Consider the following 13383-nt stretch of genomic DNA (forward strand, 5'->3'; position numbering starts at 1 on the left):
GCATCCTGTTCGGCAAGACGATCCTCATCACCGGAGTCGCCTCGGGTATCGGCGCCCGCACCGCGGAGTTGGCGGGCCAGCTCGGCGCCGACGTGATCGGCGTCGATTTGCGCGAGCCGGCCGGCCACCAGGGCGTCTTCGTCCAGGCCGACATCTCGTCCAAGGCCGGCGTCGACGATCTTGTCGCGCGGCTGCCGCAGCGCCTCGACGCGCTCTGCAACGTCGCCGGCCTCTCCGGCAATACCGGCGCCGCGCCGACGCTCGCCGTCAATTTCTACGGCCTTCGCGCGCTTTCCGAGGCGCTGGCGCCAAGGCTTCGCGAAGGCGGCGCCATCGTCAACGTCGCCTCCATCGCCGGTTATGGCTGGCGCGCCAATCTGAACCGCGCCGCCTCGATGGTCGGCATCGAAGGCTTTCCCGACGTCGCCAAGGTGATCGCCGACCATGCGGTGAAGAACGAGGAAGGCTATCCTGTCTCGAAGGAGCTTTTGCTCCTGTGGACCTTCCGCGCCGCTCATCACGACCTGTTCAAGAGCCGTGGCATCCGCGTCAACGCGGTTAGTCCCGGCCCGGTGGAGACCCCGATCCTCAAGCAATTCCGCAGCGTGCTTGGCGATGCCCGCGTCGACAGCGATATCGCGCGGGTCGGCCGCGCCGGCACATCGGGCGACATCGCACCAATCGTGTTGTTCCTGTGCTCGGACGGCGCGCGCTGGATCAACGGTGCCAACGTGCCGGTCGACGGCGGCCTCGAAGCATCTATAAACGCCGAAGTGCTCGGCTTCTGAGACAATCTGCAACGCTCGATCGCGAGCGAGGAGAGACCCATGGACATCGGACTTCTGATCGACGGCGACGAGCGGGCGGCGACCGGCAAAGCCTCCTATGAGCGCCTGGACCCATTCACCGGCAAGCTCGCGACGCGCGCCGCGGCCGCAAGCATTGCCGACGCCAACGCGGCCGTCGATGCCGCGGCCGCTGCCTTCGATGCCTGGTCGAAGACCGGGCCTGGCGAGCGCCGCGCGCTGCTTTCCAAGGCAGCCGACGTCATGGCCGCCAAGGTCGGCGAGTTCACGAAACTGATGATGGAAGAGACCGGCGCCACCGGTCCCTGGGCCGGCTTCAACGTCATGCTGGCGTCCAACATGCTGCGCGAGGCGGCGGCGATGACCACGCAGATTTCCGGCGAGGTTATTCCGTCCGACAAGCCCGGCACGCTTGCCATGGCGATCCGTCAGCCGGCGGGCGTGTGCCTCGGCATCGCGCCATGGAACGCGCCGGTCATCCTGGGCACGCGCGCGCTCGCCATGCCGCTCGCCTGCGGCAACACGGTCGTGCTGAAGGCCTCCGAAATGTGCCCAGGCACGCACCGCCTGATCGGCCAGGTGCTGGTCGAGGCCGGCCTGCCCAAGGGCGTGGTCAATGTCCTCACCAACGACCTGAAGGACGCGGCGGCAATCGTCGAGGCGCTGATCGCACACCCGGCGGTGAAGCGCGTCAACTTCACCGGCTCGACCAAGGTCGGCCGCATCATCGCCGAGCTCTCCGGGCGGCATCTTAAGCCGGCCCTGCTCGAGCTCGGCGGCAAGGCGCCGCTGGTCGTGCTCGACGACGCCGATATCGACGCAGCGGTCAATGCCGCGACCTTCGGCGCCTTCATGCATCAGGGCCAGATCTGCATGTCGACCGAGCGGCTGATCGTCGACGAGAAGATCGCAGACGAATTCGTCTCCAAGCTAGCCGCCCGCGCTTCGCAATTGCCGGCCGGCGACCCGCGCGGCCATGTCGTGCTCGGCTCGCTGATCAGCAGCCAGGCCGCTGACAAGATGGAAGAACTGATCGCCGATGCGACCGCGAAGGGCGCGAAATTGGCGGCTGGCGGCAAGCGCACCGGTACGGTCGTGGAAGCCACACTTCTCGATCACGTGACGCCCGCCATGCGCGTCTATGCGGAAGAATCCTTCGGTCCGGTGAAGCCGGTCATTCGCGTGAAAGGCGAGGACGAGGCGGTGCGCGTCGCCAACGACACCGAATACGGCCTGTCGTCGGCCGTCTTCAGCCGCGACATCCGCCGCGCGCTCGCCGTCGCGGCGCGCATCCAGGCCGGCATCTGCCACATCAACGGCCCGACCGTCGGCGACGAGGCGCAGATGCCGTTCGGCGGCGTCAAGGGCTCGGGTTACGGTCGCTTCGGCGGCAAGGCCTCGATCGCCGAATTCACGGACCTGCGCTGGCTGACGATCGAGGATCCCGGACAGCACTACCCGTTCTGATTCTTCCGTCTCCCCTTCTTGTGGGAGAAGGTGGATCGGCGCGCAGCGCCGGGACGGATGAGGGGTGTTCCAGCGGAGTGAGGCGCCAGCTTTCCCTGGACACCCCTCATCCGACCTCGCTTCGCGAGGGCACCTTTCCCCCACAAAGAGGGAAGGAAGAAATGAGCTCACCCCAGCGTCAATCCGGCCTTCTTCGCCTCCTCGCGCAGGAACGGCAGGCCGACCTCGATGACGTCGCGCGGATCTTCCGCCACCGGCCGCCACACCGCGAGCCCGCCGGCGATGTCGACATCGACATGGTTCATGCTTTCGAGCGTGATCGCGCCCTGATAGCCGATGTCGGCGATTGCCTTCATGCAGGCCGCCCAGTTGAGCATGCCGCGACCCGGCACGCCGCGATTTGCCTCCGACACATGCACATAGCCGAGATAAGGCGCCGCCGCCTCGAAACCGGAAGCGAAGCTCTCCTCCTCGATATGCATGTGGTAGGTGTCGAGATGGATGAAGATGTTGTCGGCGCCGACGCGCTCGATGATCCGCGCCGCGTCGACGCCGCGGTTGATCAGATGCGTCTCGTAGCGGTTGCAGGGCTCGATGCCGAGCTTCAAGCCGCGCGACTTCGCCGCCTTCGCCGCGCGTTCGAGGAAACGGCACATGCCGTCGATCTCGCGCTGCGTCGGGGCGCGGCCGGTGGTCTTGCCGATCGTGCCGTAGGTGACGCCGCCGAGCGCCTCGGCGCCGACCTCGTTGCAGACCCGGAAAGCCGGCTCGAGGAAATCCAGCGCCTCGGCCGGCCGTTCGACCACATCGAGCGCGCGCGGCAGACCGAGCGAGGGGACCAGTTCAACACCGTAGTGATTGGCAAAGCTACGCGTCCGCTTGGTGTCGATCTCCTCAGGCCGAAGCAAAGGGATCTCCATCAGGCCGATGCCGTATTCCTTGAGCCGGTCCATCTGCGGCTCGATGCGGGCGAGGTCCCAGACCGGCGCGATGGCGAAAGTGTGCAGTCCGAAGGTATTCATGTCAGCCTCGTTGCTCATGCGCCGCCGCTGCGGCCGTATCGCCGCCGCCGACGATGCGGCTGACGACTTCGTTCATATTGGTGTTGGCGGTGACGAGATCGGCATCCGCCCTGCCGTGGCGCAGCACGACGATGCGATCGGTGACCGACAGCACGTCGTTCAGCCGGTGCGAGATCAGGATGACGGCGATGCCTTCCGACTTCAGCCGGCGGATGAGGTCGAGCACGCTCTGCACCTCGCGCACCGCGAGAGCCGCCGTCGGCTCGTCCATGATGACGAGCTTCGGGTTGAAGGTGAGCGCACGCGCGATCGCCACCGTCTGCTGCTGGCCGCCGGAGAACGAACCGACCGACCGGTTTATCGACGGCAGGTGCGCGCCCAGCCGCTCGATCATTCTGGCGGCCTGGCGATCCATCTCGCCTTTGTCGACGAAGCCGGGGAACAGGCCGAACAGTCGCTTCGTCGGCTCGCGTCCAAGGAAGATATTCGAGGCAACATCCTGTTGTTTAGCGAGCGAAAGATCCTGGTAGATCATTTCGATGCCGAGACGGCGGCGCTGACCCGGGTCCAGCGCGAGGATGTCCTTGCCGTCGAATTCGATCGAGCCGGTGTCGGCGCGGTAGATGCCGGTGATCGTCTTCATCAGCGTCGACTTGCCGGCGCCATTGTCGCCGACCAGCCCGACCACCTCGCCGGCCGCGACCGAAAGGTCGACGCCGTGCAGCACATCGACCGCGCCGAAGCTCTTGCGGATGCCGCGAAGCGAAAGCAGTGTCATACGCGCGACTCCTTCCGCACCTGGTACTGGTCGATGAAGACGGCGAGGATCAGCACCGCGCCGATGGCCATCTGCTGGTAGTAGGATTGCACGGCAAGCAGCGTCAGCCCGTTCTGCAGCACGCCCATGATCAGCGCGCCGATCATCGTGCCGAGGATCGAGGCGCGGCCGCCGAACAGATTGGTGCCGCCGATGATCGCCGCCGTGATCGCGGTGAGCTCGTAATTGATGCCGGCTGTCGGGTCGCCGGCGTTGACGCGGGCGGTGAAGAGCAGGCCCGCGAGGCCGGCCAGCGCGCCGGAGAGCGTATAGATGATGCGGCGGTGGTGCTCGACGCGTATGCCTGCGGCGCGCGCCGCGCCCTCGCTGTCGCCCAGCGCCAGTGTGTGGCGGCCGAAGCGGGTATAGGCAAGCACCGCATGCGCGACGATCGCCGTCAGCACCAGTATGATCACCGGCATGGGAATGCCGAACGGCCTGCCCTGCCCGATATAGACGATCTCCGGCGGCAAGCCGTAGATCGCCCTGCCCTGAGAGATCACCAGCGCCAGGCCGCGCGCAAGGCCAAGCATCCCAAGCGTGACGATGAACGCCGGCACGAAGGCGCGGGTCACCAATTGCCCGTTGATATAGCCGGCAATGCCGCCTGCGAAGATACAGGCCAGCACCGCCAGCACCGACGGCCAGCCGAGATTGACGGCGACGAAGGCGCCGACCACGCCCGCAAGACCCATCACCGAACCGAGCGACAAGTCGAGCCCGCCCGAGCCGATGACGAAAGTGGCGGCGATCGCCAGCACGCCGATCGTCGAGGTGGCGAGCAGGATGTTGAGGAAATTGCTGAGCGACAGGAAATAGGGCGACAGCAGCGCCATCGCCGTGCTCAGCGCCAGAAGCACCACCAGCGACTCAAGTCTGATGTGGAGCCTTTCGACGGATGCGCGCTGCACCCGAGCCCAGAAGCCGGGCTGTTCAGAAGCCATGTCCTTGCACCTTGAGAGAGGGCGGTAAGGCAGTAGGCAGTAGGGCTTAGGCAGTAGGGAAAATATGAGAGCGATCCGAGCGGCACGGACCGCTTACTTGCCTACTGCCTACTGCCTACTGCCTACTGCCTATTTCCTACTCACTTCACATATTGCAGCATCGGCTCCTTGCCGGCGTCGATCACGTCCTTGGTCAGCACCAGCGTCGGCACGGCGATGCTGTCCTCGACCTTCTCGCCGGCCAGCGCCTTCTTGACGTTCTCGACCGCCTGCTTGCCGACCAGATAGGGAAGCTGCGCCACCGAGGCGTTGAGGCGGCCTTCCTTGATCGACTTCACCGCGTCCGAATTGCCGTCGACGCCGATGATCGTCACCTGCGGACCCTTGCCGGCGGCGTAGACCGACTCGACTGCGCCCAGCGCCATGCCGTCATTGGCGCAGAAGATGGCGACGAGGTCGGGATGCGCGGTCAGCGTATCGGTGGCGATCGAGGCGGCCTTGCCGCGATCCCAGTCGCCCGGCAGCGAGGCGACGATTTCGAGCCCTGGCGCCAGTTCCTTCAGCTTGTCGGCAAAGCCCTTGGCGCGCTTTTCGCCGGTGATGTTGCCGGAAAGGCCTTCGATCACCAGCACCGGACCTTTGGCATCCTTGCCGAGCTTGTTGGCGAGGTATTCGGCGCCCTGCGCGCCGGCGGCGATGTTGTCGGAGCCGATATGGAAGGTCACCTTGACGCCTTCCTTGTCCAGCACCGCCTGGTCGAGATTGTTGTCGAGGTCGACGATCTTGATGCCGGCGTCCTGCGCCGACTTCAGGCAAGGCAGAAGGTTGGTCGAGTTGATCGCGGCGGTGATCATCGCCACCGGCTTGCGCTCGAGCATCGTGTTGCAAAGGTTGAGCTGCGGCTCGGCCGCCTGGTCGCTCTCGGCCGCCTGCTGGAAGTATTTCACGCCGGCTTCCTTGGCGCCGTCCGCGACGCCCTGCGCCATCGCGCCCCAGAACGGGTTGGCCAGCGTCTTCATCAGCACCCCATATTCGCCGTCCTCGGCCTTGGCGGTACCGACGGCGCAAAACGCAAGCGCGACACCCATGGCAAGGGTAAATCGATTTATCTTCAAGAAATACGATGTCATTCGATCCTCCGTTGATCCTTGGCGCCGGATGCCTCGGCCAGGGCCGGCGCTAGCTTCCGTTCACGACAATGGGGGCTGTTGTCGGTCTCCTCCCCCGGAATGCGGACCGCTGCCTGGCGAGCCAACGGATTCCCGCATCAACACCTGGCAGGGCTCGAGCCGCGCCGTGGGTGGTCCCACGGCGCCCTCGATCCTGCGAAACAAAAGGTTCATCGCCTCGCTGGCGATCCGGCGCACCGGTTGCACCACTGCGCCGATCGCCGGCCATGTCACTTGCATCCATTCCGCATCGTCGAAGCCGACCAGCGAGATGTCGTTCGGGCAATGCCAGCCACGCCGGCGAAACTCCGACAGCGCGACGAGCGTGCCTTTCAAAAGCAGCGAATAAACGGCGGTCGGCCGCTCGCCCCTGGCAAAATAATCGCGAAGCGAGGACCTCAGCGGCTCGACGCTGACCTCCGAGGTGATCACGTCGATGCGCACCGACGGGTTGAGCGCCAGCGCCTGGGTGCGAAAACCATCGAGGCGGGCGCGCACGGTCGCCGCCTGCTCGGCAAGACCGATGACCAGGATATGGCTATGGCCCTTGCCGACCAGCATTCGTGCCACCTCGGCGCTGGCGGCCGCGCTGTCGGCCGAGACCGTATCGAAGGCGTCGTCGGAGAGCACCCGGTCGATCAGCACGCCGGTCATGCCGTTGGCTTTCATGAAGGCAGCCGCCGGCCCATGCTCGTTGCGCACCGGCGCCAGCACCACGCCGGCAACGCGCCAGTCATGCATGCGGGCAAGGATCTCTTTCTCGCGCGCTTCGGATTCTCGACTGGAGGCGGCCACGAGCGTGTAGCCACGCTGTTCTGCAAGCCCTTCGAGCTCGGTGACCATCTGGCCGAAGAACTCGCTCTCGAACTCGGGCATTATGGCGCCGATGATGCGACGCTTGGCGCGACGCATGTCCGAGGCTAGTGGATCGACGCGGTAGCCCAGACGCTCGACGGCATCGAGGACGCGCTGCGCGTTTTCCGGCTTGACCGTGGTGACGCCGGCCAGCACCTTGGAGACAGTGGCCGCGGACACGCCGGCATGACTTGCCACGTCGTGGATCGACGGACGCCGCTGCCGGATTTGGTGTTGTGCCATTGACCTCCTCCCGAGGGCAGGCAGCCGATTTTCAGCCTCGCCAATCTAATCGATAAATCGATTTTTCGTTCTTGTAAATCGTTTCATCGGGAGTAAGACTTGAATATGTGATTGACGCGATCCAATCGCGCCCGGGAGGAAAGACATGTCCGACAAAGCCTTGCCGCTGGTCATCAGCGCGCCCGAGCCGCGCACGCTCGAGCTGATCTTCACGCCGCCACAGCTGGCGCGCCTGCGCAAGAACTATCGCATCGTCGAGACGACGCCGGAAGGCGTCGCGGCACTGCCCGCCGAAACACTGGCCGAGGCGCGCTATATCGTCGGCCAGCCGCCGATTTCAGCCGAAACGCTGGAGAAGCTGAAGGCGCTGCGCTGCGTCTTCAACGTCGAGACCAACCTCCTCAACAACATGCCCTATGAAACGCTGTTCGCCCGCGGCATCCATGTCGTCACCACCGGCCTTGTCTTTGCCGAGCCGGTGGCCGAGCTCGGCCTCGCGATGGCGCTGAACCTGGCGCGCAACATCGTCGAGGCCGACCTCGCCTTCCGGCACGGTAAGGAATTGTGGGGCGGCGACGGCAACCAGACCGCGCGGCTTCTCTCCGGCGCCGATGTCGGCATCATCGGCTTCGGCGATCTCGGACGCGCGCTCAACCGGTTGCTGACCGGCTTCCGCACCCGCACCAAGGTCTATGACCCGTGGCTGCCGCCGTCGATCCTGATCGACAATGGCGTCGAGCCGGCCTCGCTGGATGCGGTGCTGTCGCAAAGCGATTTCGTCTTCGTCGTCGCTTCGGTCACCAGCGAGAACCAGGGGTTCCTCGGCGCGGACGCTTTTGCCAAAATGCGCAAGGGTGCGGCCTTCATCCTGCTCAGCCGCGCCGGCGTCGTCGATTTCGCGGCACTCATGGCGGCGGTGAAGCGCGGCCATATCGTTGCCGCAAGCGACGTCTTCCCGGAGGAGCCGCTGGCGCAGGACCATCCTGTCCGCGCGCTCCCAGGCTTCCTGCGCTCGGCGCATCGCGCCGGCGCGCTCGACATCGCCTTCAAGCGGATGGGCGACATGGTGCTCGAGGACATGGATCTCATCGATCGCGGCTTGCCGCCACTGCGCTCCAAGCGCGCCGAGCGCGAGACGGTGTCGAGGATGCGTTCCAAGCCGGTCGACAGGAACTGAGCTCGAACAACCTGTCTAAAGCGCGCCCAACCGAAGCGCGTCGCGGGCGATTTGCCAAGCCGTCTCCACATGCCGCCGGGCCGGGGCCTCCGCCGCTTCCGGCTTGCGTAAGCGGATCGCATCCATGATCGCGTGCATTTCGGAAACGCCGGCTCGCGGCGGTTTACATCGTCTCGTCGCCCGGTGTTTTTCGATCCGGGTGCGGCTTTCCTGTTTCCCGCTTGAGCAGTTGAGTGTCGCTCCGGATCGAGCCTCGGCTATGAACAAAATTTGATTTTGCCGCGATGGTCCGGTCAAGGCGGCCTCACGCATCGTTGAATGCCGCAGCGCAACATGACCGATCTGTAAGCTGACAGCGCAGCGTCGACAGGACTACTGTCCCGCCGATCGACGAGGTCGATCCCAACCTCCAACCATGCTGAAAAGGCTAGATATTCTGGCCCCCAGGTGGACGGCATCATGAGCATTTCATCAACGCAGCAAACCAGTCGCAAACGGCAGCATCGCTCTCGGAGCATCGTGCTTTTGGCCGTACTCATCCTGCTTGGCGGCTATGGCCTATGGCGCAACCATGCCCAGGCAAAGGCTGCCGCGAGCGCGGCGTCGGCGCAGCCCGCGCCCAAGGTTCCGGTCACTGTCGCCACGGTGCGGAGGGCCGATTTCCCACGTTATCTATACGGGCTCGGCACGGTGACGCCGCTGAACAGCGTCAGCATCTCGAGCCGTGTCGCCGGTGTCGTCGACCAGGTCCCGGTCGAGCAGGGGCAGATGGTCAAGCAAGGCGACTTGCTTGCCGAGATCGACCCTCGCCCCTATCAGGCCGCACTCGACCAGGCAAAGGCCAAGGAGGCGGAGGACGAAGCGACGCTCAAGAATGCGCAAGTGGTCCTCAAACGCCTCTCCACGCTCCTGCAAAAGACATTCGAAACCCAGCAGGATGTCGACAACCAGCAGGCGGTGGTCACGACCACCGCCGCCACGATCGAGGGCGACAAGGCGGCTATCGAGGCGGCGCAGCTCAACCTCGACTTCACCAGGATCACGGCGCCGCTGGCCGGTAAGACGAGCTTCCGCACCATCGATCCGGGCAACATCGTGCAGGCCGGCCAGAGTCCCGGGCTTTTCACTGTCGTGCAGCTTCAGCCCACCTACGTGTCGTTCACGCTGCCGCAGGACGAGGTCGCGACCATCAACAAGGTTTTCACGGCCGGCCCCATGCCGATCGACACGCTTGGCGCGGATATGAAGACGGTGCTGGCCAGCGGTAAGCTGGAAGCGGTCCAGAACCAAGTCGACCAGGCCTCCGGCACGATTTCGCTCAAGGCGACATTCGCCAACCAGGACAATGCTTTGTGGCCGGGTCTTTCGGTCAACATGCGCATGCGCATCGGCACGATGTCGGGCGCGATCGTGGTGCCGGACGAAGCCGTCCAGCATGGTCCTGACGGGCTCTTCGCCTATGTCGTCGGCGACGACGGCAAGGTCCATCGGCAGACCGTCAAGACAGGTCCTTCGGATGGCGGCGAGACGGTCGTGACCGATGGTCTGAGCCAAGGGCAGCGTGTCGTGATCGCCGGCCAATACCGCGTGGTTGACGGCGCAAGTGTCGACGCCACGCCCCCACCCGGTGCCGGCCAGACGCAGGCTGGCACCGCGCAGCCCGGAGGTGCAAGCTGATGGCTGCGATCGGTGTTTCCACGCCTTTCATCCGCTACCCGGTCGCTACCTCGCTCCTGATGATCGGCGTGCTGTTCGTCGGCGTCGTCGCCTATCTCAACCTGCCGGTCGCGCCGATGCCCAACGTCGACTTCCCGACGATCCAGGTGTCAACCAGCCTGCCGGGCGCCGACCCGATCACCATGGCGTCGTCGGTGACCCAGCCGCTCGAGACGCAGTTCGCGCAAATCCCCGGCATTGCCGAAATGACGTCGAGCAGCCTGTCAGGCTCCAGCCAGGTCACGCTGCAATTCGCTCTCAACGTCGACATCGCATCGGCCGCCGGGCTGGTGCAGTCGGCCATCAACGCCGCCGGCGGACAATTGCCGAAGAACCTCCCCAATCCGCCCACCTATAGGGAGGTCAATCCGACCGACTCGCCGATCATGCTGATCGGGGCGAGCTCGACGGACTTGCCGCTGACGACGTTGAGCGACGACGTCTACACCAAGCTTGCGCAGGTGATCAGCCATGTCGACGGCGTCGGCCAGGTGCTGGTCGGCGGCCAGCAGACGCCGTCGATCCGGGTCCAGCTCGATCCGGCCAAGCTGGCGGCAAGGGGCCTGTCGCTCGAAGCGGTGCGCACCCCGCTCTCGATCGGCACCGTGGACCTGCCCAAAGGCAACATCCAGGGCGAGGTGCGCTCCTTCACCATCTTCTCCAACGACCAGATGACCGCGGCTGACGATTGGAACAACGCCATCATCGCCTATCGCGACGGCGCGCCGGTGCGGGTCAAGGATGTCGGCCGGGCGGTGCTCGACGCGCAGGACTACACCCAGGCCGGCTGGGCCGACACGACGCGCGGCGTCGTCCTCGTCATCTTCAAGGAGCCAGGCGCCAACATCATCGACACGGTCGACAAGATCAAGGCGGAGCTGCCGATGCTGACCGCCTCGATGCCGGCCTCGCTCAAATTGCAGGTGCTTTCGGATCGCACCCAGACCATCCGCGCTTCGGTGGCGGACGTGCAGTTCACGCTGATGCTCACCATCGGGCTGGTCGTGATGGTGATCTTCCTGTTCCTGCGCAATGTCTGGGCGACGGCCATCCCAGCCTTCACCGTCCCGCTGGCGCTGCTCGGCGCCTGCGGCTTGATGTGGTCCGCCGGCTATTCGATCGACAATCTGTCGCTGATGGCCTTGACCATCTCCATAGGCTTCGTCGTCGACGACGCCATCGTGATGCTGGAGAACATCGTCCGCTACATCGAGCATGGCGAGAAGCCGATGCAGGCAGCGATCCGCGGCGCCAGCGAGATCGGCTTCACCATTATGTCGATTTCGATCTCGCTGGTGGCGGTGCTGATCCCATTGCTCCTGATGAGCGGCATCATCGGCCGCCTGTTCAAGGAGTTCGCGGTGACGCTGGCCATGACCATCCTGGTTTCGGCCTGCGTTTCGCTGACGCTTACCCCGATGCTCGCCTCACGCTTCATCAAGCCGGCGGCCGAGGAACACCACGGCAGGCTCTACCGCTGGAGCGAAAGCGTCTTCGACGGCATGCTGCGCGCCTATGAGCGCGGCCTCGACCGGGCGCTTGCGCATCGTTTCATCATCCTTCTGGTGTTCCTGGGCTGCGTGGCGCTGACCGGCTATTTCTTCACCCTTGTCCCGAGCGGCTTCTTTCCGCAGCAGGATACCGGCCTGATTTTCGGCCAGGTGATCGCCGGCCAGGATGTCTCCACCGGCCAGATGCAGTCCTATATGACGCAGTTTGCCGGGATCGTCTCCAAGGATCCGGCGGTGGCGCATTTCGCGGCATCGACAGGCGGCAGCGGCAACACGCAGAACACCGGCCGCATGTTCATCCAGTTGAAGCCGCGCGACGAGCGCGACGCTTCGGCCGACCAGATCATCCGCCGGTTGCAGCCGAAGCTCGCGGCCGTTCAGGGCGCGCGCCTGTTCATGCAGGCCTCGCAGGACGTGCGTGTCGGCGGCAAGCTGTCCGCGTCGCAATACCAGTATGTGCTGGAAAGCAGCGATCTCGACACGCTGGACAGCTGGGCGCCCAAGCTGTTGACGGCCTTGCAGCGCTTGCCCGAATTGCGGGACGTCTCGACCGACCAGATGAGTTCCGGCACCACGCTCACGCTGCAGGTCGATCGCGACCAGGCTGCCCGCTACGGCCTGACGGCCAACGACGTCGACAACACGCTCAACGACGCTTTCGGCCAGCGCCAGATCGCCCAATATTTCACCCAGCTTTCAACCTATGACGTGATCATGGAGGTGCTGCCGTCGCTGCGCGGCAACCTCAAGGCGCTCGACCAGATCTATCTGACGACATCGAGCGGTTCGCAGGTGCCGCTCTCGGCCATCGCCAAGTGGACGACGAAGCCGGTGCAGCCGCTGGTCATCAACCATGAAGGCCAGTTCCCGTCGGTGACGATCAGCTTCAACCTGGCGCCCAATGTAGCGCTGGGACAGGCCACCGCCGCGATCGACAGGACCGCCGCCGAGATGCGGCTGCCCGCCACCATCCAAACCAGCTACACGGGCACGGCCCAAGCCTTCCAGCAGTCGCTTTCATCCGTGCCGGTGCTCATCCTTGGCGCATTGGTCGTGGTCTATTTGATCCTCGGCATCCTCTACGAAAGCTACATCCACCCGCTGACCATTCTGTCCACCCTGCCCTCGGCCGGGCTTGGCGCGCTGGGAACGCTGCTCGTCTTCCACATGGAGTTCAACCTGATCGGCCTGATCGGCGTCATCCTGCTCATCGGCATCGTGAAGAAGAATGGCATCATGATGGTCGACTTCGCCATCGCGGCGGAACGGGACCAGCATCTCAGTTCGCTGGAGTCGATCCGCCAGGCCTGCCTGCTCAGGTTCCGCCCCATCATGATGACCACCATGGTCTCGATGCTCGGCGCGCTGCCGCTGATGCTGGAGAATGGCACCGGGGCGGAGATCCGCCAGCCCCTCGGCTACACGATGTTCGGCGGACTGCTCGTCAGTCAGGCGCTGACGCTCTTCACCACACCGGTGATCTATCTCTACCTCGACGATCTTTCGCATTGGCTGAGCTCGTTCCGCGGTCACGAAGGAAGCCATGACGAGCCGGAACTCCCACTGGACGAGATCAGCCTTGCCCGACGCAAGCTGGCGGCCGAGTAGCGGCAGGCATCCCCGGAAGCCAGCAACGTTCTTCGTAAGCCATTGATC

Annotated in this window: 10 protein-coding genes; 5 read left to right on the top strand and 5 right to left on the bottom strand. The window is 64.9% G+C overall.

Annotated features, from left to right (window positions below):
• Positions 1-2 precede the first annotated feature (2 nt).
• A complete protein-coding gene (locus FJW10_RS08945; RefSeq protein ID WP_140900009.1) occupies positions 3-788 on the top strand; it encodes a coniferyl-alcohol dehydrogenase in 786 nt (261 codons plus the stop codon).
• A 39-nt stretch (positions 789-827) separates the two neighbouring features.
• Complete coding sequence (locus FJW10_RS08950; RefSeq protein WP_140899801.1) at positions 828-2273, top strand: aldehyde dehydrogenase; 1446 nt, start codon at positions 828-830, stop codon at positions 2271-2273.
• Between the two features lie 167 nt (positions 2274-2440).
• Here the strand turns inward: FJW10_RS08950 and FJW10_RS08955 are convergent, their stop codons facing one another.
• The 5 genes from FJW10_RS08955 to FJW10_RS08975 form a co-directional block, all read right to left on the bottom strand.
• A complete protein-coding gene (locus FJW10_RS08955; protein WP_140656662.1) occupies positions 2441-3295 on the bottom strand; it encodes a sugar phosphate isomerase/epimerase family protein in 855 nt (284 codons plus the stop codon).
• Position 3296: 1 nt separating this feature from the next.
• Positions 3297-4073, bottom strand: a complete 777-nt coding sequence (locus FJW10_RS08960) for an ATP-binding cassette domain-containing protein (RefSeq protein ID WP_140899802.1) — start codon at positions 4071-4073, stop codon at positions 3297-3299.
• Positions 4070-5056, bottom strand: coding sequence for an ABC transporter permease (locus FJW10_RS08965; RefSeq protein ID WP_140899803.1), 987 nt, complete (start codon positions 5054-5056; stop codon positions 4070-4072). Before FJW10_RS08965 ends, FJW10_RS08960 begins: the two co-directional genes overlap by 4 nt.
• 140 nt (positions 5057-5196) lie before the next feature.
• Complete coding sequence (locus tag FJW10_RS08970; protein WP_140899804.1) at positions 5197-6186, bottom strand: substrate-binding domain-containing protein; 990 nt, start codon at positions 6184-6186, stop codon at positions 5197-5199.
• A gap of 60 nt (positions 6187-6246) precedes the next feature.
• Positions 6247-7323, bottom strand: coding sequence for a LacI family DNA-binding transcriptional regulator (locus tag FJW10_RS08975; RefSeq protein WP_140899805.1), 1077 nt, complete (start codon positions 7321-7323; stop codon positions 6247-6249).
• Between the two features lie 145 nt (positions 7324-7468).
• Between FJW10_RS08975 and FJW10_RS08980 the strand changes: the two genes are divergently transcribed.
• The 3 genes from FJW10_RS08980 to FJW10_RS08995 all read left to right on the top strand — a co-directional run bounded on the left by FJW10_RS08980 (position 7469) and on the right by FJW10_RS08995 (position 13335).
• On the top strand, positions 7469-8500 hold the full coding sequence (locus FJW10_RS08980) for a hydroxyacid dehydrogenase (RefSeq protein ID WP_140899806.1): 1032 nt from the start codon (positions 7469-7471) through the stop codon (positions 8498-8500).
• Between the two features lie 519 nt (positions 8501-9019).
• Positions 9020-10177: an efflux RND transporter periplasmic adaptor subunit gene (locus FJW10_RS08990; RefSeq protein ID WP_246674170.1), complete on the top strand. Its 1158-nt coding sequence runs from the start codon at positions 9020-9022 to the stop codon at positions 10175-10177.
• A complete protein-coding gene (locus FJW10_RS08995) occupies positions 10177-13335 on the top strand; it encodes an efflux RND transporter permease subunit (protein ID WP_140899808.1) in 3159 nt (1052 codons plus the stop codon). The genes FJW10_RS08990 and FJW10_RS08995 overlap by 1 nt, the downstream gene beginning before the upstream one ends.
• Positions 13336-13383: the final 48 nt, after the last annotated feature.

This window comes from Mesorhizobium sp. B4-1-1 (genome assembly GCF_006439375.1).
Classification (GTDB): domain Bacteria; phylum Pseudomonadota; class Alphaproteobacteria; order Rhizobiales; family Rhizobiaceae; genus Mesorhizobium.